Consider the following 24,062-nt stretch of genomic DNA (forward strand, 5'->3'; position numbering starts at 1 on the left):
TACGGGATGGTTCTGCGGCACAAAATCATCATGACTAGGCGGAAGTAGGCTCAACTGAGACTGATGGTCGGTCTTCCAAACAGGTTTTGCTTTCATTCCCTGAAATTAAAAAATATTCCAGAATAGATCCATGAAAAAAGGCTGCCTTTTTAGACAGCCTCGTTTTTATTTTATAAAGAAGCAGGATTTATCCGTTCATAGAAATTAAGAATTCCTCGTTATTACGGGTTCGCTTAATCTTTTCGTTCATAAACTCCATAGCTTCCACAGGATTCATATCTGCTAGGTATTTACGCATTACCCACATTCTTTGTATGGTGTTTTCATCCAATAAAATATCATCACGTCTCGTGCTAGAAGAAGTAAGGTCGATGGCTGGGAATATTCTTCGGTTAGCAATTTTTCTATCCAATTGCAGTTCCATGTTACCAGTTCCTTTAAATTCTTCAAAAATAACCTCGTCCATTTTAGAACCTGTATCGGTTAGCGCGGTAGCAATGATGGATAAAGATCCACCGCCTTCAATATTTCTAGCGGCACCAAAGAAACGTTTCGGTTTATGTAAGGCGTTAGCATCCACCCCACCACTTAAAACTTTACCACTGGCAGGCTGAACTGTATTGTACGCTCTTGCTAAACGGGTAATAGAGTCTAAAAGAATGACTACATCGTGACCGCATTCAACTAAACGTTTTGCTTTTTCTAAAACAATATTGGCTACGCGTACGTGCTCGTGTGCTTCCTTGTCAAAAGTGGAAGCGACCACTTCTCCGTGGACATTACGTTGCATATCGGTAACCTCTTCAGGGCGTTCATCAATTAATAATACAATTTGATAAACTTCAGGATGGTTAGCTGCAATAGCATTGGCTACATCCTTTAATAACATCGTTTTTCCGGTTTTAGGCTGAGAAACGATCATTCCACGTTGTCCTTTTCCAATAGGAGAGAATAAATCAATTATTCTGGTAGAAAGTGTGCTTTGCTTTTCAGCAATATTGAATTTCTCCTCAGGAAAAAGCGGAGTAAGGTGTTCAAAAGAAACGCGGTCTCTTACTACTTGTGGGTCTAAACCATTAATCTTATTAATTTTAATTAATGGAAAATATTTTTCTCCTTCTTTTGGAGGTCTTACTTGTCCTAAAACTGTGTCTCCGGTTTTTAAACCAAATAGCCTAATTTGTGATTGAGATAAGTAAATATCGTCAGGAGACGAAAGGTAATTATAGTCAGATGATCTTAAGAAGCCATAACCGTCTTGCATAATATCTAATACACCTTCGCTTTCTATAATTGCGTCAAATTCATAATCCGGTTCACGATAACGGTTACGGTTATCACGGTTTCCGTTGTTTTTTTGATGATTATTGTTTTGCTGACTATTATTCTGGTTATTGTTGTTGCTACTGTTTCTTCCTTTATTAGAAGGTTTGGGTTTTTCCTTTTTATTGTCAGAAGAGCTTGTTTTTCTTTCCTTATTTACTTTTGCAGTAGGTTGGGAAGATTCAGTCTTGGAAGGTTTAGTTTCCTCTCTTTTTTCTGTAGGCTTACTAGGTTCCTTAACTTTCTTTACTTCAGGTTTTTTTGGGGCAGTTGAAGATTTTTTTTCAACATCAGATTTGCTTACTGCATTAGGAATGCTTCTGGTTCTTCTGGTGCGTGGCCTTTTCTCTTTGTTGTCTTGAGAATCGCTTTTGCTGTCTTCTGTTAATGCTTCTTGGACTTTTTTAGGGTTAGCCGCTTGGTAGTCAAGAATTTGATATACTAAATCAAGTTTCTTTAAAGTTCTGTACTTAGGTACATTTAGTGATTTCGCAATTTCCTGAAGTTCTGGAAGTTTTTTTGCTTTTAATTCTGAAATTTCTAACATTTAATTAAAAATATAAATTGTTTGTTTTTTTTGAATTTTTATTTTTCAAATCTGAGGAATAAAAAATTGAAGTTGTAAGTAACCTTGTTTTGAACTGGTTACGAATTGTATATGCAATTATACAACTTTATTTTAATTTTTAAAGTGCTATTTTAAAAGAAAATTTTATTTTTGCTGAAGAATTTTTGAAAAAGCTATGATTCAAAGAATACAGAGCGTTTATTTATTAATCGTTGTTTTGTTAGGGGCAGTTTTGCCATTCTTTTTACCAGTTTGGTCCACAGAAGAAGGAACTTCTGTTTTTGCCACCGATCAATTTATGATTATGACGGTGTTTGGTGCCTCTGCAATTTTGGCTTTAATTACAATTTTTCTTTATAAAAAAAGAAAGCTTCAAATAAGTTTGGGGCGTTTAAATATAATATTAAACTTTATTTTACTAGGATTTTTTGTTTACTGGTCGCTAACATTACCCGGAGAAATGCAAATTTCACAGAAGGGTATTGGGATGTTTCTTCCTATCCTTTCTATCGTTTTTTTAGCAATGGCCAATAAAGCCATTAAAAAGGATGAAGCGCTCGTAAAATCTGCAGACCGTATTCGATAAACCTAACATCTTAGTAGTATTAGTGCGTGAAAACCCAAAAGTTTCGACTTTTGGGTTTTTTTGATTAAAATTTTTATCATTTTATTTTTTGGGAATGTTTTTTGTAAGTAGGTGATGGTTTAATACATAATAATTGTAATCTTATGAAATATCTATTACTTATCACACTTGTTTCTATTTGTATTTCTTGTGGCACAACCAATCCCAATGTGACAGGTATGGGAAAAAGCCAAATTCCCTATAATAGTGACCCTAAGCTTACGAAATCTCTTTTTGAAGATAAAAGTTCAACTATTTCTGAAGAAAATATTCAGAAGATTTTAGAGGGTAATTATCAATTGCCTGATAGTTTAAGAGTTTCTTTTGTGCAAATAGAGGACTCAGCTGAGCAGAGCTATTTGTGGAATAATGAAGATTATATTAAATCCAAACAGTCTTATTTAGATTTATTGTCAGCTAAATTTCAGCAATCTGCTAGAGTTCAAAAAGTTTTAGTAATCCCAGATATGCTCGTTTCTCAAACCCCGACTTTCACTAATATTCGTGAGGCAGCGGTAAGAACACAAGCAGATATTGTGGCTATTTACAGTATTGATAGTGATTTATATGCTAATTATAAGTTTTTTTCAAAAACTGAAATGAAAGCATTCGCTACCACCCAATTTCTCATTTTAGATGTTCGCACTGGATTAATTCCATTTTCAAAAATTGTGACGAAAGAATACCAATCTCAAAAAGAAAAAAAGGACTTTAAATAGTGAGGAGGCTTTAAATAGAATTAAAAATGAGGCTGTTTTACTTACCTTAGAATCGATAGGAGATGAACTAGAAAAGTTTCTGGCTAACTAAAAATCGAGGTGTTATCTTTTCCCCAATTCAATAACTTCTAGGTTTTCAATTTTTTTTCCATCAATTGTAAAACGCAACATAGTTCTTACTTGGTGAAACCCATGTTTCCCGCAAGCGCCTGGGTTCATATGTAATAAGCCTAACTTTTTATCATTCATCACTTTTAGAATATGTGAATGTCCGCTAATAAAAAGTTGCGGAGGTTGTTGTTGGATTTCTTCTCGAATTGCAGGAGAATATTTTCCCGGATAACCACCAATATGTGTGATTAATACTTCCACATCTTCACAATAAAACCGGTTCACTAATGGGAACTCTTTTCGGGCTTTATGGTTGTCTATGTTTCCAAAAACGGCTCTAAGTGGAGCTTTTTGTGCAAGGGCGTCGGTTACTTTTAAATCACCAATATCACCGGCATGCCAAATCTCATCAGCTTTTTCAGCATAACTTAAAATTCGGTCATCTATGTAACTGTGGTTGTCGCTTAAGAGCAGTATCTTTTTCAAAATGTATAAAAGCTTTTTGTACTTAAAAAAATTGGATTAAGTATCTTTGCCGAGCAAAAATAAGAAAAACATTGAGGTATTTCATAGATTTAGCGTACGATGGTAGTGCATTTCATGGTTGGCAAATACAACCTAATGCTACTTCGGTACAAGAAACTATAGAAAATGCTTTAGCGGTAATTTTTCAGCAAGAAATGCCAATTGTAGGAGCCGGAAGAACTGATGCCGGGGTACACGCCCAACAATTAATAGCGCATTGGGATTGTAAGGGAAAAATAGATGTCGCTCAATTACAATTTAAATTGAATAATATGTTACCTGCAGAAATAGCTATTAATTCAATCTATCAGGTAAAAGAAGATGCTCATGCGAGGTTTCATGCCATTGCAAGAGAATATAAATATTATGTAAGTTCGAAAAAAAATCCTTTTCAGCATCAATATTCATACTATCTTAAACGAGAATTGAATATGGCTAAAATGAATGAAGCGGCCGATATCTTAAAAAAATACACAGATTTCAAGTGTTTTTCAAAGTCTAGAACAGATGTGCATACTTATAATTGCAAAATAGAATTTGCTCATTGGGAAGTTGAAAAAGAATTGTTGGTTTTTACCATTAAAGCCGACAGATTTTTAAGAAATATGGTGCGGGCTATCGTTGGAACTTTAATTGAAATAGGATTAGAGAAGATGGAAGTAGAAGAGATGCACCAAATTATAAAAAGTAGAAACCGAAGCAATGCCGGAAAATCGGTAGATGCCAAAGGTTTATTTTTAACAAAAGTAGAATATCCGGAAACGATATTAATATAAATTTATGGCTGGTAAAAGCGGTAATGCATTCGATTTAAATTTGTTTAAGAGGTTGCTAAGGTATACGCGCCCTTACCGATTAACCTTTTATTTTGTTGGTTTTGCTGCGATTGTACTTTCCTTTTTTAGTGTAGTTAGACCTTATCTAACCCGATTAACTATCGATAATAGCATTGTCCCCAAAGATGGAGATAACCTTATCTATTACATTTCATTGATGATCGGTGCTTTGGTGCTTGAAGTAGTTTCTCAATTTAGTTTTATCTTTTTTGCCAACTGGCTAGGACAGCAAGTTATTCGGGATATTCGGGTAAACTTATTTGAGCATATGCTCAGTTTTAAAAAACAATATTACGATAAATCGGCAGTAGGAAGATTAGTAACGCGTGCCGTAAGTGATATAGAAACCATTGCCAGTATTTTTAGCCAGGGTTTGTTTATGATTATAAGTGATTTGCTAAAAATGTTGGTAGTGCTTGGTTTTATGTTCTTCCAGAGTTGGCGATTAACTTTATTCGTGTTAGCGGTACTCCCGTTTATTCTGTACGCCACAAGGGTTTTTCAAAAGAAAATGAAAGTCGCTTTTGAAGAAGTGCGAACACAAGTTTCTAATTTAAATTCTTATGTACAGGAACGTATTACCGGAATGAAAATCGTTCAGATTTTTGGAAGGGAACAAATGGAATACGATCGGTTTAAAGAGATCAATGATAAACATAGAAAAGCTTGGGTAAGAACCGTTTGGTACAATTCTATTTTCTTTCCCATCGCAGAGATCGCTTCTTCTATTACTATTGGTTTAGTCGTTTGGTTTGGAGGATTGCGGGTAGTAGAAAGTGAAGCTTTATCGTTGGGTATAATTGTGATGTTTATTGAATTGGCTCAAATGCTCTTTAGACCTTTGCGCCAGATTGCAGATAAGTTCAATACCTTACAAATGGGAATGGTGGCTGCCAATAGGGTTTTTGGTATTTTAGATACCGAATCTACTATTCAGGATGAAGGTGAAATTGAAGCGAAAAATCTAGTGGGAGAAATCCAGTTTAAAGATGTTCGCTTTAGCTATATTGAAGAGGAAGAAGTTTTGAAAGGAATTTCTTTTGAAGTAAGAGCTGGGGAAACTATTGCAATTGTTGGAGCTACGGGGGCCGGAAAAAGTACCATTATTAACTTGTTAAGCAGGTTTTACGAAATTGATAGCGGAAGCATTTCTATTGATAATAAAAACATCCAAGATTTTACCTTAAAATCACTTCGGAATGAAATTGCGGTGGTATTGCAAGATGTATTTTTATTTGCTGATACCATTATGAGTAATATAACGCTCAACCACGAAGATATTTCTGAAGAAAAAGTCATTGAAGCTGCGAAGCAAATAGGAGTTCATAAATTTATAGAAACCTTGCCTAATGGTTATTATTATAACGTAAAAGAAAGAGGAGTGATGCTTTCTTCTGGGCAGCGACAATTAATAGCTTTCTTAAGGGCTTATGTGAGCAATCCGAGTATTTTGGTATTGGATGAAGCAACATCTTCCGTAGATAGTTATAGTGAGCAACTTATCCAAGAAGCCACCGATAAAATTACCCAAGGAAGGACTTCCATCGTCATTGCGCATCGATTGGCAACCGTTAAAAAAGCAGATAGAATTATCGTGATGGATGCCGGTGAAATAGTTGAAATTGGAAACCATCAACAATTACTTCAGCAAGAAAATGGTTACTACCGAAATTTATATGAAGTGCAATTTATGGAGGAAGAGCAAGTTTAATGTGACGCTCTGCTCGCTTCTATTAGCTCTTGCATATCACCTGTAAACAATAAATAGGCTATAAAGACGGCTTCAAAAATTATAAATATTATTGAAGTAAATACAAAAAACAAAAATACAGAAAACAGGAGTTGCTTAATTGAAAGAGGGTATATTTTTTTATAAGTATAGCACGTGTGAAAAAATAAAAGTAAATTTAAAAGCATCCCCACTTCCATGTAATTTCCACCAAAAATACTCATTGGCAAAATAATCAATACACTTACAATAGTGAAATGCGCCATTAAATAAGTCATGATCACTAAATGTTCGGTATAATTAAATTTTTTGTATTTAATAAAAGTTAACCTTGCTATTAATGCATAAATAGGTAAGTAAATAAGCATAAGCATAGAGTAGTAATCAAATAGCCAGTTAAGATCGATAACATTTTTTGCATTTCCATAAAAATCGGGAATTGCTAAAGCTTCAGGATAAAACTTCCTAAGTATAAAGAGCTGCAACCCTGCTAATGTTAATGCAATGGTAAAGTAGCTAATTACATTTAAGTATCTCTTTCTTACTCCCGAAATATAATCTAAGATAACTCGGTCAGGGTGAATGAACATCTGGAAAATTGTTCTTAAAAAGGTATTATCTATATTTAAAAATACTTGCGAAAACTCTTCACCAACATTTCTCAACGTAAGCCTATTCTTTATGACTTTAGCTCCACAATGATTGCAGTAGTTATTTTCTTGCTGTAAAGGCTGTTCACAATTTTTACATTTCATTCTATAAAAAATTACTCTAAGTCTTTTTTCAATTTAGAGGCAAGTTCATCATATGTGTCAAAAATTTCAAAAGAACCATTTTTAATATAAGAAGTTTGTCCGCTTTCTTCACTTACAACCAACGCTAAAGCATCGGTTTTCTCGGTGATACCAACGGCAGCACGGTGACGCAACCCAAAACGTAAGGGGATGCTTCTATCGTTAGAAACCGGTAAAATTACCCGAGTGGCTGTAATTTTATTGTCTTCTATCACCATAGCACCATCGTGAAGCGTACTGTTTTTGTAGAAAACAGATTCAATAATAGGTTGGTTCAGTTCAATATTCATGGAGTCACCAGAATTTTTCACAAAATCTAAGCTTGTATTTCTTCTAATCACAATAAGAGCTCCGGTGTTGGTTTTTCCCATACTTTCACAAGCTTTTATAATAGAAGAAATATCGGTTAATACTTCATTTTCACTATCCCGCATAAATTTTAACTGCCGTAAAAAATTTCTCTTATTGCCAAAGTTGGTAGAACCTACCATTAATAGGAATTTTCTTATTTCCTGCTGAAAAACCACAATTAAAGCAAACATTCCGGCACCGATAAACTGGCCGAGAATACTACTCAACATTTCCATCTTTAAAAGCTGAGTAAGTTTCCAAGCTAGGTAAACAATGACAATCCCGATAAAAATATTAATCGCAGCACTGCCTTTTACCAAATTGTAAATGTAATATAGTAAAATGGCCACCAAGACAATATCAATGATATCGAGAATGCGTAAATCTAAAAAATCAAGTGAATTCAAAATCTCTTTTTTGTAAATGTAATAAAATTACTGTTTAAGTTGTTGGTAGAGTTTTACACATTCAACCGCTTCTTTTACATCATGAACTCTCAAAATAGAAGCTCCTTTCATTAAGCTTACCGTATGGAGCATGGTAGTGCCGTTAAGTGCACCTTGTGGAGTAGTTTGAAGGCTTTTGTAGATGAAAGATTTTCTGGAAATTCCTACTAAAAAAGGATGATCCAAATTTTTGAATAATTCCAACTGGTTCATCAATTCAAAATTCTGTGGAATATTTTTAGCAAAACCAAAACCGGGATCCAAAATTAAATCATTAATACCCAAGTTCCGGGCAGTTTTTATTTTTTCAGAAAAATAGAACAAGATTTCCTGTAGCATATTTTTGTACTTGTTTTCATTTTTCATGCTTTGTGGAGTTCCCTTCATGTGCATTAAAATATACGGTACTTGAAGTTCTGCTACGCATTTCATCATGTGTTCATCTAAATTTCCACCGGAAATATCATTAATCATCGCAGCACCTGCGTTAACAGTTTCTTTTGCGACCTTACTTCTAAATGTATCGATAGAGAGAATGATATTTGGAAATTCTTTTACCAATAATTCAATGATAGGTGTAATTCTGCAGAGCTCTTCTTCTTCAGAAATATGTTGTGCATCGGGACGTGAGCTGTAAGCGCCAACATCTATAAAAGTAGCTCCTTCCGTTAACATCTGCTCCGTTTTGGTTAAAACGTCAGCTTCATTTTTATAATTTCCACCGTCATAAAAAGAATCGGGGGTGAGGTTTAAAATTCCCATCACACGTGGTGTAGAGAGCTCTATTAAGGTGCCTTTGCAATTAATGCTCATCGATAAATCTAAATTTAATTGGTAAAACTTAAAATTTTCCCCGAAATTTACGCAAAATACAGCGTTTATATGCAAAATACCTCTTCTCAATACGATGCCGTGATTAAAAAGTGTCGTGATTTATTTCTGAAAAAAATGCAGGATTATGGATGTGCTTGGCGAATTTTAAGACTTCCTTCATTAACCGATCAGATTTTTATAAAAGCCCAACGCATTCGAAGCATTCAGGAGAATGAAGTAAGAAAAGTAGATGAAGGCGAAGAACCGGAATTTATCGGGATCATTAATTATTCGGTAATGGCGCTGATTCAGTTAGAAAAAGGCGTGGTAGAGCAGCCTGATCTCTCAGTAGAAGAGGTGACTAGATTGTATGATGAAAAAATTGCTGAAACCAAGCAATTGATGGAAAATAAAAATCATGATTATGGTGAAGCTTGGCGAGATATGCGCGTAAGTTCATTAACCGATTTGATATTACAGAAGTTACTTCGGGTAAAACAAATTGAAGACAATAAGGGTAAAACCTTGGTAAGCGAAGGCATAGACGCCAATTATCAAGACATGATTAATTATTCAGTATTTGCACTTATTTTATTGGAGAGTAAGTAACAAAACTGAAAAGCTTATTTTAACCAAAGCGTCATCCTGAATTTATTTCAGGATCACATCAAGATAGTTTAGAGGTCATCATTTTGCCAGGTTGAATCTTGATCACATATAGGCAGGCGGAATCAAAAGCTTTTTGACTATAAATAGTTATCGATTGTTAGTTTTGAGCGAAGCTGAAGGGAGTAAATTGAAAAAATAGATTTCACTCTATAGAATTAAAAATTGAATAGTTAATATATTATATATTTATGAAAGCATTAGTAGGAATAGCCAGAATATTTGTCGGAGTATTTTTTATCATCAGTGGATTTGTGAAAATGAACGATCCGCTGGGTTTTTCTTATAAACTTCAAGAATATTTTGGAGCCGATGTATTAAACCTTCCCTTTTTACAACCTTTCGCTCTCGGTATTGCCGTTTTTGTAGTGATTTTTGAATTTTTATTGGGAGTAATGCTTATTCTGGGGTATGGTAAGAAATTTACCCTATGGAGTTTATTGCTCATGATTGTCTTTTTTACTTTCCTTACGTTTTATTCAGCCTATTTTAATAAAGTGACTGATTGTGGTTGTTTTGGTGATGCCTTACCATTAACGCCTTGGCAATCCTTCTGGAAAGATGTAGTACTACTTATATTGATACTTCTTATTTTTGTAAAGCATAAATATTTTCAACCTTTATTTGAACCGGCCTCTGCCAATAAATGGATCGTTTTTCTAGTGTTTATAGGGTGTTTAGGTTTTACTTATCATGTGTTAATGCACTTACCTTTAATTGATTTTAGAGCCTACAAAGTTGGGACTAATATTGAAGAAGGAATGATTCCGAAAGAAGGAGAACTTATTCCGCCTATTCATGATTTTGGTTTTTATAATCAGGAAGGCGATGACACCGAGAAAATTTTAAATGAGGAAAAGGTCTTGCTGGTAGTGGCTTACAACCTTTCCAAATCAGAAAATCAAGGGTGGTCGTCCATCAAATCGGCTATTGAAAAAGCCAAGGTCAACGGATATCAAGTTATTGGTTTTTCAGCTTCCGGTCCTAATGAAATTAATTCCCTAAAAGAAACTTACGGCATTGATATTCCCTTTTATTTTACGGATGAAACAGCTATTAAAACCATTGTACGTTCCAATCCTGGTTTAGTTACTTTAGAAAACGGAACCATTACCCAAAAACTGCATTGGAATGATGCAGGGGAATTAGAAGTTAAATAGAATAATTTGCTAAGTTATATTCTTCAAAAAATAGGTTATGCCATCCTTACGTTGTTTGGAGTGACTACGGTGATCTTTTTATTGTTCAATATTTTACCTGGAGATCCGGCTCAAATGATGTTAGGGCAAAATGAAAGTGAAGAACAATTAAAAGCTGTTCGAGCCAAATACGGTTTCGATCAATCTTTGACTAGGCAGTATTTTTATTACTTAAACGATCTTTCGCCTGTTTCGTTTCATTCAGAAAACCCGAAAGATTACACCTATTTAACAGAAGAAAAATACAATGCAGTTCCGCTTTTTTCTATAGGAAATACAGAAGTAGCTTTTAAAACTCCGTATTTACGGGAATCTTTTCAGAAAAGTGGTAAAAAAGTTTCCAGTGTAATTGCAGAAACACTTCCCAATACATTTGTGCTTGCTGTTTCAGCAATTGTCATTGCCTTGCTTATTGGTATTTTCTTGGGGATTATTTCAGCATTAAATAAAGATTCTGCCTTAGATAAAGCCATTCAAGTATTAAGTACTTTGGGGATGAGTGTTCCCTCTTTTTTTAGTGCCATCTTATTTGCTTGGTTTTTTGGCTATGTGTTGCATGAATACACCCAATTGGAAATGACCGGAAGCTTGTATGAATTGGATGATTTTGGAGAAGAAAATACCCTTCAGCTTAAAAATTTAATCCTTCCGGCATTAGTGTTAGGGATACGCCCGTTGGCTGTCGTTATTCAGTTAATGCGAAATTCCCTTTTAGAAGTAATGCAGCAAGATTATATAAGAACTGCAAGGGCCAAAGGACTTTCTACGAGACAAATTGTAGTTAAACACGCTTTAAAAAATGCCTTGAATCCTGTAATAACAGCAATTTCCGGTTGGTTCGCCTCTATGCTGGCGGGAGCCGTTTTTGTAGAATATATTTTTGGGTGGAATGGCTTAGGAAAAGAAATTGTAGATGCACTAAACACCTTAGATTTACCAATAATTATGGGTGCCGTGTTAATTATCGCCCTTATGTTTATAATAATCAATATTTTTGTAGATATTATCTACGGGTGGTTAGACCCTAGAATTGCAAACACATAGAAATTACTAAAATTGACAACCATGAGACAAAAAATTGTAGCCGGAAACTGGAAAATGAATTGCGACCTTGCAGAAATGGAAGAACTTCTGGCCGGTATTAAAAATAATATAGGGAGCGTTCCTAACGATGTTCAATTAATGGTCGCACCTTCATTTACCAATTTACATCCTGCTTTTGAATCATTGAGGGAAACCAACGTGAAAGTGGTGGCGCAAAATATGCATCAGAGTGAAAGCGGTGCTTTTACCGGAGAAGTTTCGCCAAGTATGCTAAAAAGTATAGGGATAGAAACCGTAATTATAGGTCATAGTGAGCGACGCTCTATTTTTAATGAAACTGATGCGGTCTTAGCTGAAAAAGTTTCTACTGCTTTAAAACACGGAATGACCGTTGTTTTCTGTTTTGGAGAAGAACTGAAAGATAGAAAGGCAGATCAACATTTTGAGGTAGTTAAGCAACAATTAAAAGAAGGCTTATTTCATATTAATGATGCCGATTGGGATAAAATTATCCTAGCTTATGAGCCCGTTTGGGCGATAGGTACTGGAGAAACTGCCTCTCCTGAACAAGCACAAGAAATGCATGCAGAAATCAGAAAAATGATTACTGAAGAATTTTCAAAAGAAATCGCCGATAAGGTAGCTATTCTTTACGGTGGAAGTGTTAAACCAGCCAATGCACAAGAAATTTTCGCCAAAGAAGACGTAGATGGTGGATTAATTGGCGGAGCTTCTTTAAAAGCAGACGACTTTTTAGCGATTGCAAAATCTTATTAAGATAATTTGGGCGCAAGCCTAACGGGTCGGACTGTTCGTTTTTCCTGGATGTCGGCAGATAGTTTTTTTGCTTGTCACTTTGAGCCTTTCGACTATTGCTCAAGATTAACTAAAGTCGAGAAGTCTTAGGATAAAGCAAAAAAAGATACTGCTTTCATTCCTTGCGCAAAGAAAATCAAAAGCCTTGTTTAAATTTAAGCAAGGTTTTTTTTGTGAAGAATATTATTCATCGTAATATTGCAATAAATAGATTTACTAATGGGCTTAACCAAGTCAGATATATTTACAAAAGAACAAAACCATTTGGCACAAATGGCAAAGGTCTTGGCACATCCGGCACGTATAGCTATTCTTCAACATATCATAAAAGTGAATCAATGTATTTGTGGAGATTTAGTCAATGAAATTGGATTGGCTCAGGCGACCATTAGTCAGCATTTACGTGAATTAAAATCGGCAGGAATCATCAAAGGAAACATTGAAGGAACCAGTGTTTGTTATTGTATTGATGCTAAGGTTTGGAAGGATGTTCAGCAATTGTTTGATGGTTTTTTCAATGCAAATCCACAGTGTCGGGACGAAGATTGTTGTTAAAAAAATTTGAATCTATATATCGTAATATTGCAATAAAACAATTATGAAAACAAAAGAATTTTTAAAAGTACTCAAAACAAATAGTGATTTGCCGGTGTATTTTGAATATCAACCGGGGAATTTTGTAAGACCAGATTATCATGTCACTGAAATTAAGAATCTAGATTTCGATACCGTAGATTGTGGAGGGGTACAGAATAAATGGCAGGAAGTGCATATACAGCTTTGGGAAAATAAAGTGCCTGAGCCTAATCATCAACTAAACGGAGCTAAAATCTTATCTATTTTCGAGCTAGTCAATAAAGTAAGAACAACTTTAGAAGAAGTAGAGGTTTTATTTGAATACCAAAACCAAAACTTTCATAAAGCCACACTTCCTGTTGCTGCTTACGAAGTAAAGAATGATGTATTGATTTTTCGATTAGGAGAAGGTTTTACCACCTGTAAAGCAAAAGATAGAGCAACTACCAAAGAAGAAAAGGCTCAAGCTTGTTGCGGTTCTCCTGTTGAGGTAGAGGTTAAAAAAGAAGTAAATAAATGCGCACCAGATAGCGGTTGTTGCTAAAGAGTTTCGACATGAAAAAGCTAAGTTTTCTAGACCGCTACCTTACTTTATGGATTTTTCTAGCCATGCTCCTCGGTGTTGCTATTGGTTATTTTTATCCAAAAAGTTCAGTACTTATAAATACTTTTCAAGTAGGTTCCACGAATGTTTTGATTGCCGTCGGACTCGTTTTAATGATGTTTCCTCCCTTGGCAAAAGTGAATTATAAACTATTGCCGAAAATCTTTAAAAACACCAAAATACTTACGCTTTCTTTGGTGCTAAATTGGGTTGTCGGTCCGTTATTGATGTTTTTCTTAGCCATTACTTTTCTTAGGGATTATCCCGAATATATGATTGGATTAATTCTTATTGGTTTGGCGCGTTGTATTGCTATGGTATTGGTGTGGAACGACCTAGCGGAAGGAAGTCCGGAATACGGAGCTGGTTTAGTGGCGTTGAATAGTATTTTTCAAGTATTTGCCTATAGCTTTTACGCTTGGTTATTCATTACAAAACTTCCGCCATTATTCGGTTTTGAAGGAGCCTTGGTTGATATCTCAATTGCAAGCATTGCCGAAAGCGTAGCCATTTATTTAGGAATTCCGTTTTTACTCGGAATTGTTACTAGGTATATAGGAGTGAAAACCAAAGGAGAAAAGTGGTATAACGAAAAGTTCATTCCGAAGATTTCACCACTTACTTTAATTTCACTCTTGTTCACTATTGTTGTAATGTTTAGTTTAAAAGGAGAATTGATAGTGCAGATTCCGCAAGATGTATTGATCATCGCCATTCCTTTGCTTATTTATTTTGTAGCAATGTTCTTGGTGGGCTTTTTTACAAGTAAAGGCTTAGGTGCTTCTTATAAAGTAAATACATCAGTAGCTTTTACCGCCAGTGGTAATAATTTTGAATTAGCCATTGCGGTGGCTATTGCTGTTTTTGGCTTAAATAGCGGACAAGCTTTTGCGGGAGTTATCGGCCCATTGGTGGAAGTTCCTGCTCTTATATTATTGGTGAAAGTAGCTTTTTGGCTACGAAAAAAATATTATTCAACTCAACCTGCTTCCTAATGAAATTATATCCTTCTCTTCAAACTTTAGTTCAGGAATTAGAAAATGATTTTCATTTAATTACTGAGGAAAGAAAAACTGCTTTAAAATTATTTGCTGAAGAAATTAGAACTGGGATTCAGCAATTTGAAAAAGCAAAAGTAATTGTGATCTGTACTCATAATTCCAGAAGAAGTCACTTAGGGCAAATTTGGTTGCGATTGGCTGCTGAAAAATATAGCCTACCCATAGAAACCTTTTCGGGAGGTACAGAAGCTACCGCTTTTCATCCAAATATGATCAGTGCTTTACAGGCAGCTGGATTTAATGTGAAAGAAATTTCTTTAGGAGAAAATCCGCATTACCACGTGAAAATTTCAGCGGAAGATGAAAATAATGAACAATTGTTTTCTAAAGTATATTCAGCTAAATACAATCCACAAGAAAATTTTATTGCAGTAATGGTTTGTACAGAAGCCGATGGCGGTTGCCCATTCGTAGCTGGAAGTACAGCAAGAATTTCCTTACCTTATCAAGATCCAAAATATGCCGATGGCACTTCAGCAGAAAAGGAAGCCTATCTAAAAACAGTTAATGAAATAGGTCGGGAAATGTTGTTTGCCGTTTCTCAGCTTAAATAAAGACTTTTTAAAATGTTTCAATTCATAGTTCTAAATATATTCATTTAAAAAAAACAAGCCCGCTTATAGGGCGGGCTTATTCAAGTAAATGTTTTAAAATCTTTATTAGAAAATTATTCCTCACTATTTTTTAGAGGCACTTCTACAAATGTATTTTCCCATCCCATTAATAAGTTCGTCCCGTTATCTATGGGTTGAAAAGCAATAGAGAAATCCTCTATGGGCGCAGCTGCTTTTCTGGCCGGTGCATTTATCCTAAGTAGGTCTTTTTTTGGGTCATAATTATCGGCTCCCCATTGGTTTCTGGCCTTGTTTAAAATAATGGTCCATTGGGTTTTGCTAGGAATTGTGTATAACGTATAAGTTCCTGCCGGTACGTTTTGTCCGCCAATCATCATGTCATTGTATAGTCTTAATTCGGTAGCTTCATTGGCACCGGTTCTCCAAATCTCATCATAAGGTACTAATCCTCCAAAAATTTCCCTTCCTCGCATTTTGGGACGGCTATAAATGACCCTAGCCATGGGAGAGTTATCTTCATTTCTAATGATGGCAACATCCATAGGGCTTTTGTCTAAATCTGAAAAGTCTTGAGCGTTTCCGGATATAGATAACAAGCTCACAAAAAATACTAAACTTAAAATCGATTTCATAATGTTATTTTTATTCATCAAAAGTATAACTTTTAATTAGAAGTAATATTATTAATGTTTTATATATCTTCTGTTAAATTTAAGGGTGTTGTATGTTTCTAGGAAAATAGTTGCTTAGAAAGCCTATTTTTAATTAATTGTTAATAACTTCAAACTTTGCAAGCCTTTCAACCTTCAATAACAAGCCTGCTTTTTCTATATTTGTTTCCTAAGTATGTTAAAATTTGAATATGAGCGAAGAAGTTAAAAAAGATTATTCTGCAGATAGTATACAGGCCTTAGAAGGGATGGAGCATGTAAGAATGCGTCCATCAATGTATATTGGTGATGTTGGTGTGAGAGGTCTTCACCATTTAGTTTATGAGGTAGTCGATAACTCGATAGATGAAGCAATGGCTGGCTATTGTGATGCTATTGATGTTGTTATCAATGAAGATGATTCTGTCTCGGTTAAAGATAATGGTCGTGGTATTCCTATCGATATTCATAAAAAAGAAGGCGTTTCTGCTCTTGAAGTGGTCATGACCAAAATTGGAGCCGGAGGTAAGTTCGATAAAGATTCTTATAAGGTTTCCGGTGGTCTGCACGGGGTAGGGGTGAGTTGTGTGAATGCACTTTCTGTTCATTTACATGCCAAGGTTTATAAAAAAGGACAGGTTTGGGAACAGGAATATGAAAAAGGGAAACCGCTTTACCCGGTAAAAAGTACTGGTGAGACCGATGATAATGGTACGGTAGTTACGTTTAAGCCAGACCCTGAAATATTTAAAGAAGTTACTGTATTTAGCTACGATACCTTAGCAAAGCGTTTACGAGAACTTGCTTTCTTGAATAAAGGAATCAAGATTTCTTTAATCGATAAGCGAAATAAAGATGAAAAAGGAGAATTTATCTCAGATAATTTTCATTCAGAAGAAGGCTTAAAAGAATTTATCCGATTTTTAGATGAAACGCGGGTACCAATTATTGGGGATGTGATCTCGATGGAAGGAGAAAAGAATGAGATACCGGTAGAGGTAGCCATGATTTACAACGATTCTTATAATGAAAACCTTCATTCTTACGTAAATAATATTAATACCCACGAAGGAGGTACGCATCTTTCCGGATTTAGAAGAGGTTTAACGACAACCTTAAAAAAATATGCGGATGCTTCCGGAATGTTGGACAAGTTGAAGTTTGAGATTTCTGGAGATGATTTTAGGGAAGGATTAACGGCTATTGTTTCCGTAAAAGTAGCAGAACCTCAATTTGAAGGACAGACCAAAACAAAGTTAGGGAACCGTGAGGTGACCTCTGCGGTTTCACAAGCAGTATCAGAAATGCTGGAGGCCTATTTGGAAGAAAATCCTAACGATGCAAAAACCATTGTGCAAAAAGTGATCCTTGCAGCTCAAGCACGTCATGCAGCAAAAAAAGCGCGTGAAATGGTGCAGCGTAAAACCGTGATGAGTGGTGGAGGACTTCCCGGTAAACTTTCAGATTGCTCAGAACAAGACCCGGAACAATGTGAAGTATTCTTGGTAGAGGGTGACTCGGCAGGTGGAACTGCAAAACAAGGACGTGATCGTAATTTTCAAGCTATTTTGCCCTTACGTGGTAAAATTCTGAATGTTGAAAAAGCGATGCAGCACAAAGTTTTCGAAAATGAAGAGATTAGAAATATTTATACTGCTTTAGGAGTTACCATAGGTACCGAAGAAGATAGTAAAGCTTTGAACCTTTCTAAATTAAGATACCATAAAATAGTGATTATGTGTGATGCGGATGTAGATGGTAGTCACATTGCAACACTAATTTTAACCTTCTTTTTTAGGTATATGCGTGAACTTATTGAGGCAGGTCATATTTACATCGCCACTCCACCACTTTATTTAATTAAGAAAGGGAGTAAAAAGCGATATGCTTGGAATGAAAAAGAGCGTGATGAAATTACTAATGAATACGCTGGTGGAGTTGCAGTACAACGTTATAAAGGTCTTGGTGAGATGAATGCCGAGCAACTTTGGGATACAACCATGAACCCTGAATTTAGAACATTACGAAAAGTAACTATTGATAACGGTGGTGAAGCTGATAGGATTTTCTCTATGCTTATGGGTGATGAGGTGCCGCCTCGTCGTGAATTTATCGAGAAAAATGCAGCTTATGCTAATATCGATGCTTAATATTTTTTAGTAAAAATTTATTTATTTTAATTAAAACCTGTAATTTAATAAACAATTACAGGTTTTTTAAATTTATAGATAATATGAGGAAAATTTTATTAGGAGTTAGCTTACTCATAGGAGGTAGCCTTTTTGCACAAGATCAAATTCAGGATATTTTAAGGGCTGGTTTTGAAGATGCGACACGTTTTAGTAAAGATTACATTGCACCAGTCTCCGATGCAGCTATATACAGTATGGCCAATGGTTGGTATAATTCAGGAAAAGCAAAAGATTTATTTCATTTTGAAATTTCTATTGTTTCTAATCTTTCGGTGGTTCCTGACGATAAGCAGAATTTTACTTTAAATACTAACGATTATAATTATATTCAATTTCCAGATGGCTCGACAAGTAAACAAGTTGCTTCCATATTGGGGCATAACAATGCTGAGCAAGTAGTCCAGGTAGAATATGAAACCGAGAACGGTACAGAGACGGCTTCCATTGTCTTGCCGCAAGGTTTGGGTGACGATAATATTAATTTTGTTCCTACTGCCTATTTACAGGGGAGTCTAGGCTTAATAAAAGGCTTTGAAGTGAAATTAAGATATTTCCCGGAAATAGATTATGATGGTGCTAAAACAAAATTTTATGGAGCGGCTTTGCAACATGAATTTACCTCTTGGTTAGCGGGTGAAGATGTTTTTCCTGTCGGTATTTCTGCATTAATCGGTTATAATCGGTTAGAGGGTTCTTACGATTTGGAGGATACCCAAATGTCAGCCACAGGACAGCAGATTGATACCGAAATGAACAGTTGGATATTTACCGCTATTGTATCTACCAATTTGCCGGTCATTAATTTTTACGGAGGTTTAGGTTACGTAAATGGAGACTCTACAACTCGTCTTAAAGGAACGTATACCATAGATGAAGGTCCGTTAGCCGGCCAAACCATTTCAAACCCTTACACGGTAAATTCTGATGTAGGAGGTGTGAATGCTACGTTGGGAACAAAATTGAAATTAGGATTTTTTAGAATAAATGCTTCGTATAGCTTTCAAGAATATCAAAATATTAATCTAGGGATCAATTTTGGGTATTAATTCATTTTTAAGCCTTTAAATATTCCGCTAAGCGAAATCATTTTCGTATTTTAGCAAGCGTTTAAAAAATTAATATAAACTATCTCTAAAAATTCAAAATAATGAAAGTTACAGTAGTAGGAGCAGGCGCCGTTGGGGCGAGTTGCGCAGAGTATATCGCTATTAAAAATTTTGCTTCAGAAGTAGTCATTTTAGACATTAAAGAAAACTTTGCAGAAGGGAAAGCAATGGATTTAATGCAAACCGCTTCTTTAAACGGTTTTGATACCAAAATTACAGGAAGCACTAACGATTATTCTAAAACTGCAGGTAGTGATGTCGCTGTAATCACCAGTGGTATTCCACGTAAACCGGGAATGACAAGAGAAGAGCTTATTGGTATTAATGCCGGGATTGTAAAAGAAGTTTCTTCTAACTTAATTAAGCATTCTCCAGATGTAACTATTATCGTGGTAAGTAACCCGATGGATACCATGACCTATCTTGTACATAAAACTACCGGATTGCCAAAAAATAAAATTATAGGAATGGGAGGAGCTTTAGATAGTGCCCGTTTTAAATATAGATTAGCAGAAGCCTTAGAAGCACCAGCATCAGATATCGATGGAATGGTAATTGGCGGTCATAGCGATACCGGAATGGTTCCGTTAACAAGATTGGCCACTAGAAATAGCGTTCCTGTAGCTAAATTTATTTCAGAAGATAGATTAAATCAAGTTTCTGAAGATACAAAAGTTGGTGGGGCAACACTAACCAAAATGTTAGGGACAAGCGCTTGGTATGCACCGGGAGCAGCAGTTTCTGGATTGGTGCAAGCAATTGCTTGTGATCAGAAAAAAATGTTCCCTTGCTCAGCTTTATTAGAAGGAGAATACGGTCTTGACGATCTTTGTATTGGGGTTCCTGTGATCTTAGGAAAAGATGGAATTGAAAAAATAGTGGAGTTGGATTTAGATGAAGCTGAAAAAGCAAAACTAAAAGAAAGCTCTGAAGGAGTTAAGAAAACTAACGGTTTGTTGGAATTGTAAGCCGAAAATTTCTAAAAATACCGAAGCCTGTTGATAATCAAAAATCAGCAGGCTTTTTTTGTGAAATTTATCTTAAAAAAAATATTGGCATTTCATATTTGAAACCCTATATTTGTCCGTTTTTAAAAATAGATTAATCAATAACTTAAAGGAATAATGCAGAATAAGGGCATAATTAGACTATTTGCAATTTTATTCGGATTGGTAAGTATCTACCAACTTTCGTTTACTTTTATTGCCAATAGTGTTGAGGACGACGCAGAGGCTTTTGCAAAACAACATGTTAGTGAAGATCAGGAAGACTACGCTTCTTTGAGAGATTTAGAAGAAGCCAAGTATTTAGATTCTATCGGTAACGAAGAAGTTTTTGCAGGAATAACCTATAACACTGCTAAAGCAAAAGAACTTAACAAAGGTCTTGACTTAAAAGGGGGAATTAACGTAATCCTTCAAATTTCAGTAAAAGACATTCTACGGGAATTAGCTAATAATTCTCAAAACCCTGCCTTCAATGAAGCTTTAGCAAAAGCAGATAACTTACAAGCAGAAAGTCAAGATGATTATTTAGATCTTTTCTTTCAAGCTTTTGAAGAAAACAGCGATGCGAAGTTAGCTTCTCCAGATATTTTTGCAACCAAAGAACTTTACGAAGACGGGATCAACTTTGATTCTTCTAACCAAGAAGTAAAAAGTGTATTAAGAAGAAAAGTAGATGAAAGTATTACTTCTGCCTTCGAAGTACTTCGTAAGCGTATCGATAAATTTGGAGTTACCCAACCTAATATTCAGCGTTTAGGGGATTCTGGTAGAATTTTAGTAGAACTTCCGGGAGCAAGAGATATTGAGCGTGTAAAAAATCTTTTACAAAGTACAGCTCAATTAGAGTTTTGGCACGTATACAGAGCTGAAGAAATTTTTCCTTTCTTAGGGCAAGCTAATGAAAAACTGAAGCTGATTTTAAAACCTGAAACTGAAGAAGTAATTACAGAAACAGATTCAACAGAAACTTCAGAAGGGGATGATTTTGAACAGTTATTGGAAAATGCAGAAGAAGATGAAACTGCCGACCAGGGAGAAAATCCATTGTTGGATTTAATTCAAGCGCCGGGTAGCCAAAGAGGTCCAATCATTGCAAGTTTTAAAATAAAAGATACCGCTACTGTAGGTGAATATTTAAGAATGCCACAAGTGAAGTCATTGTTAAGTGGTGATCAACGCTATGCGAAATTTGTATGGGGTAAGCCTGTTAAAGACAGTGAGTTAGTAGATCTTTATGCATTAAAAGGGAATAAAACAGGAAAGCCTGATTTAAGTGGAAGTGTGATTACAGATGCACGTCAAACATATGATCAATTAGGTAGAGTTGTGGTTTCCATGAATATGAATGGTAAAGGAGCTAAGCAGTGGGAAGAAATGACTACAAAAGCTTACCAACAAGGAACTCAAATTGCTATTGTTTTAGATAATGTAGTTTACTCAGCTCCTGGTTTAAGTAATGGACCAATTTCAGGAGGAAGAAGTCAGATTTCAGGAGATTTCACCGTTGCTGAAGGAAAAGATTTAGCAAACGTATTAAGAGCTGGTAAATTACCGGCTTCAGCAGATATTGTACAAAGTGAAGTAGTAGGACCATCATTAGGTCAAGAAGCAATTGACTCAGGTATTATGTCTTTTGTGATAGCTTTAGCTTTCGTGCTTCTATGGATGCTTTTCTATTACGGAAAAGCAGGAGCTTTTGCCGATGTGGCTTTAGCGGTAAACATTTTATTTATTTTCGGAATTCTAGCCGGTCTTGGAGCCGTACTCACCTTACCTGGTATTGCCGGTATTGTATTGACCATTGGTATGTCGGTAGATGCGAACGTACTTATATTTGAAAGGATACGGGAAGAGTTAGATAAAGGTAAAGCTCAATACGAAGCCATTAAAGATGGGTTTAGTAACGCGTTATCTTCCATTTTAGATGCGAATATTACAACAGGTCTTACAGGTGTAATTCTATTAGTATTCGGTACCGGACCAATTAAAGGTTTTGCCACTACCTTGTTAATAGGTATTTGTACTTCTTTATTTACGGCAATTTTTATTACCCGTTTATTTATTGATGGTTATGGTAAAAATGGTAAGTCGCTTGCATTTGCAACAGCAGCTACTAAAAACTTATTTAAAAACGTAGATATCAAGTTTATCGCCAAAAGAAAGATCGCCTATGTGGTTTCTGGAATTGCTATTGTAGCGAGTTTAATTTCTTTAGCAACGGTAGGCTTGAACCAAGGCGTTGACTTTTTAGGAGGTAGAACATATACGGTAAGATTTGATCAAGCTGTTAATCCAACTGAAATTGAAGCAGATTTAATTGAAACTTTTGGAAGTGCCGAAGCGAAAACTTATGGTGCAGACAATCAGTTAAAAATTACCACTAAATATAAAGTAGAGCAAGAAGGAACTGAAGTTGATAATGAAATCTCAGAAAAGCTTTACCAAACCTTAAAGCCTTATTTGCCTAGCGGAACTACTTATGATGATTTTAATGTGACCAATACCGAAAGTACTTACGGAGTGATGTCTGCCATTAAAGTAGGTCCTACCATTGCAGATGACATTAAGAGTGCTTCTTATTTTGCTGTAATCGGTTCGCTAATCGTGGTGTTCCTTTACATCTTATTTAGGTTTAAAAAATGGCAATTTAGTTTAGGTGCCGTAGTTGCGGTATTCCATGATGTGTTAATCATTTTAGGGGTGTTCTCTGCAACCTACAGCTTTATGCCGTTCAACATGGAAATCAATCAAGCCTTTATTGCAGCCATCTTGACGGTCGTTGGTTACTCACTGAATGATACGGTGGTAGTCTTCGATAGGATTAGGGAGTATTTTAATGAATACCATTCTTGGCCGTTTAGTAAGACTATTAATTCTGCATTAAATAGTACCATAAGTCGTACTGTAAATACCTCTTTGACAACCTTAATTGTATTGTTGGCTATCTTCATCTTTGGAGGGGAAAGCATTAGAGGATTTATGTTTGCCTTAATTATTGGTGTAGTGGTAGGTACGTATTCTTCTCTATTTATTGCTACTCCGATTATGTATGATACAGCGAAAAGTAAGAGTGCAGATCTTTTAAAAAGGAAAGAGGAAGAAGAAAATGAGGAAGAGTTAATGTAATAAGAACTTTTTCTTTAAGTAATAGAAAAGGCTATCAATTTTGTTGATAGCCTTTTTGTTTTTTGCATTAGATTACCTTATCGAATGAATTTCGCTATCAAAAAAGAAAGCTCTTTCCTTAGAATGTACCTTCTGCTATGTAAGTTACCCTAACTATAGCGTAATGATGATAGTTGTGTAAAGGTGGAGTAGGATGTGAAGGTTGTAAAAATGGAAATGCTTTTGAGAAGGGAATGTCACGGAATATTAAAAGTGAATTCATTCGGAGAAGGCGGGGTAAGGAAATGTAAGTGGTAAGTTTCGTAGCCTGAAGAAAGGACAAGATGTGAGGGGGAAATTATATAAAACTAAGTTCTTTCTAAGAAAATTGCAGAGACTGAGTGAAATCCTTGCAAAGGATTTCGTACCGAAGTTTCCATGGTTGGTAATATTTCAATACAATCTTTTCCTGAAAAAACATGGATAACGAACTCAGTTTAAAACTTCAGGTTGGGTGGGAAAATCCTTTAGTGCGTGGTTGTCTATGAGATATTATAAAATTAGCCTCAGCTGAACCTTTTCTTCAGATGCTTGGGCTTGATTTAGATGTTTATTAGTATC

General features: G+C 35.4%; 22 protein-coding genes. 16 read left to right on the forward strand and 6 right to left on the reverse strand.

The window, feature by feature from the left end:
- Positions 1–187: 187 nt before the first annotated feature.
- Entirely contained in the window at positions 188–1,870 is a 1,683-nt protein-coding gene (gene rho, locus FVB9532_RS18485; protein WP_150546666.1) for a transcription termination factor Rho, read from the reverse strand.
- Positions 1,871–2,066: 196 nt separating this feature from the next.
- Between rho and FVB9532_RS18490 the strand changes: the two genes are divergently transcribed.
- Both FVB9532_RS18490 and FVB9532_RS18495 read left to right on the forward strand, forming a co-directional pair.
- The gene (locus FVB9532_RS18490; protein WP_150546667.1) at positions 2,067–2,477 is read left to right on the forward strand and encodes a DUF4293 domain-containing protein; all 411 of its coding nucleotides are present in this window, start codon (positions 2,067–2,069) and stop codon (positions 2,475–2,477) included.
- Positions 2,478–2,620: 143 nt separating this feature from the next.
- Positions 2,621–3,235, forward strand: a complete 615-nt coding sequence (locus FVB9532_RS18495; RefSeq protein WP_150546668.1) for a hypothetical protein — start codon at positions 2,621–2,623, stop codon at positions 3,233–3,235.
- Positions 3,236–3,337: 102 nt separating this feature from the next.
- Here FVB9532_RS18495 and FVB9532_RS18500 read toward each other — a convergent pair whose 3' ends face one another.
- Positions 3,338–3,832, reverse strand: a complete 495-nt coding sequence (locus FVB9532_RS18500; protein ID WP_150546669.1) for a metallophosphoesterase family protein — start codon at positions 3,830–3,832, stop codon at positions 3,338–3,340.
- Positions 3,833–3,903: 71 nt separating this feature from the next.
- On the opposite strand from FVB9532_RS18500, the gene truA reads away from it, so the two are divergent.
- Both truA and FVB9532_RS18510 read left to right on the forward strand, forming a co-directional pair.
- A complete protein-coding gene (gene truA / locus FVB9532_RS18505; protein ID WP_150546670.1) occupies positions 3,904–4,647 on the forward strand; it encodes a tRNA pseudouridine(38-40) synthase TruA in 744 nt (247 codons plus the stop codon).
- A 4-nt stretch (positions 4,648–4,651) separates the two neighbouring features.
- On the forward strand, positions 4,652–6,418 hold the full coding sequence (locus FVB9532_RS18510; RefSeq protein WP_150546671.1) for an ABC transporter ATP-binding protein: 1,767 nt from the start codon (positions 4,652–4,654) through the stop codon (positions 6,416–6,418).
- Here the strand turns inward: FVB9532_RS18510 and FVB9532_RS18515 are convergent.
- Genes FVB9532_RS18515 through folP form a run of 3 tightly spaced genes read right to left on the reverse strand, consistent with a single transcriptional unit; the run spans position 6,415 to position 8,840 of the window.
- Entirely contained in the window at positions 6,415–7,191 is a 777-nt protein-coding gene (locus FVB9532_RS18515; protein ID WP_150546672.1) for a DUF3667 domain-containing protein, read from the reverse strand. The genes FVB9532_RS18510 and FVB9532_RS18515 overlap by 4 nt on opposite strands.
- 11 nt (positions 7,192–7,202) lie before the next feature.
- A complete protein-coding gene (locus FVB9532_RS18520) occupies positions 7,203–7,988 on the reverse strand; it encodes a diadenylate cyclase (RefSeq protein WP_150546673.1) in 786 nt (261 codons plus the stop codon).
- A gap of 27 nt (positions 7,989–8,015) precedes the next feature.
- Positions 8,016–8,840: a dihydropteroate synthase gene (gene folP / locus FVB9532_RS18525; protein WP_150546674.1), complete on the reverse strand. Its 825-nt coding sequence runs from the start codon at positions 8,838–8,840 to the stop codon at positions 8,016–8,018.
- 69 nt (positions 8,841–8,909) lie between these two features.
- Here folP and FVB9532_RS18530 point away from each other — a divergent pair, with 69 nt between their 5' ends.
- The 8 genes from FVB9532_RS18530 (at position 8,910) to FVB9532_RS18565 (ending at position 15,360) form a co-directional block, all read left to right on the forward strand.
- Positions 8,910–9,449 carry a DUF1599 domain-containing protein gene (locus FVB9532_RS18530; protein ID WP_150546675.1) on the forward strand — a complete coding sequence of 180 codons (540 nt, stop codon included), beginning with the start codon at positions 8,910–8,912 and terminating at the stop codon, positions 9,447–9,449.
- Between the two features lie 248 nt (positions 9,450–9,697).
- The gene (locus FVB9532_RS18535; RefSeq protein WP_150546676.1) at positions 9,698–10,666 is read left to right on the forward strand and encodes a BT_3928 family protein; all 969 of its coding nucleotides are present in this window, start codon (positions 9,698–9,700) and stop codon (positions 10,664–10,666) included.
- Positions 10,667–10,672: 6 nt separating this feature from the next.
- Positions 10,673–11,749 carry an ABC transporter permease gene (locus FVB9532_RS18540; RefSeq protein WP_150546677.1) on the forward strand — a complete coding sequence of 359 codons (1,077 nt, stop codon included), beginning with the start codon at positions 10,673–10,675 and terminating at the stop codon, positions 11,747–11,749.
- A gap of 21 nt (positions 11,750–11,770) precedes the next feature.
- Positions 11,771–12,526 (forward strand): triose-phosphate isomerase, encoded by a 756-nt coding sequence (gene tpiA / locus FVB9532_RS18545; protein WP_150546678.1) that lies wholly within the window; start codon positions 11,771–11,773, stop codon positions 12,524–12,526.
- Between the two features lie 258 nt (positions 12,527–12,784).
- On the forward strand, positions 12,785–13,120 hold the full coding sequence (locus FVB9532_RS18550; RefSeq protein ID WP_150546679.1) for an ArsR/SmtB family transcription factor: 336 nt from the start codon (positions 12,785–12,787) through the stop codon (positions 13,118–13,120).
- A gap of 43 nt (positions 13,121–13,163) precedes the next feature.
- Positions 13,164–13,685 carry a DUF6428 family protein gene (locus FVB9532_RS18555; RefSeq protein ID WP_150546680.1) on the forward strand — a complete coding sequence of 174 codons (522 nt, stop codon included), beginning with the start codon at positions 13,164–13,166 and terminating at the stop codon, positions 13,683–13,685.
- 11 nt (positions 13,686–13,696) lie between these two features.
- Positions 13,697–14,740 (forward strand): ACR3 family arsenite efflux transporter, encoded by a 1,044-nt coding sequence (arsB, locus tag FVB9532_RS18560; RefSeq protein WP_150546681.1) that lies wholly within the window; start codon positions 13,697–13,699, stop codon positions 14,738–14,740.
- The gene (locus FVB9532_RS18565; RefSeq protein WP_228482396.1) at positions 14,740–15,360 is read left to right on the forward strand and encodes a low molecular weight phosphatase family protein; all 621 of its coding nucleotides are present in this window, start codon (positions 14,740–14,742) and stop codon (positions 15,358–15,360) included. Before arsB ends, FVB9532_RS18565 begins: the two co-directional genes overlap by 1 nt.
- A gap of 113 nt (positions 15,361–15,473) precedes the next feature.
- On the opposite strand, the gene FVB9532_RS18570 is transcribed toward FVB9532_RS18565, so the two are convergent.
- Positions 15,474–16,013, reverse strand: coding sequence for a DUF2911 domain-containing protein (locus FVB9532_RS18570; RefSeq protein WP_150546682.1), 540 nt, complete (start codon positions 16,011–16,013; stop codon positions 15,474–15,476).
- Positions 16,014–16,243: 230 nt separating this feature from the next.
- On the opposite strand from FVB9532_RS18570, the gene gyrB reads away from it, so the two are divergent.
- From gyrB to secDF, 4 genes are all read left to right on the forward strand, one after another.
- Complete coding sequence (gyrB, locus tag FVB9532_RS18575; RefSeq protein ID WP_150546683.1) at positions 16,244–18,181, forward strand: DNA topoisomerase (ATP-hydrolyzing) subunit B; 1,938 nt, start codon at positions 16,244–16,246, stop codon at positions 18,179–18,181.
- A gap of 83 nt (positions 18,182–18,264) precedes the next feature.
- Positions 18,265–19,269 (forward strand): DUF6588 family protein, encoded by a 1,005-nt coding sequence (locus tag FVB9532_RS18580; protein ID WP_150546684.1) that lies wholly within the window; start codon positions 18,265–18,267, stop codon positions 19,267–19,269.
- A gap of 101 nt (positions 19,270–19,370) precedes the next feature.
- Positions 19,371–20,297, forward strand: coding sequence for a malate dehydrogenase (gene mdh, locus FVB9532_RS18585; RefSeq protein WP_150546685.1), 927 nt, complete (start codon positions 19,371–19,373; stop codon positions 20,295–20,297).
- A gap of 156 nt (positions 20,298–20,453) precedes the next feature.
- On the forward strand, positions 20,454–23,462 hold the full coding sequence (secDF, locus tag FVB9532_RS18590; RefSeq protein ID WP_150546686.1) for a protein translocase subunit SecDF: 3,009 nt from the start codon (positions 20,454–20,456) through the stop codon (positions 23,460–23,462).
- The last annotated feature ends 600 nt before the right edge of the window (positions 23,463–24,062 follow it).

The organism is Mesonia oceanica (genome assembly GCF_902499555.1).
Taxonomy (GTDB): Bacteria; Bacteroidota; Bacteroidia; order Flavobacteriales; family Flavobacteriaceae; genus Mesonia; species Mesonia oceanica.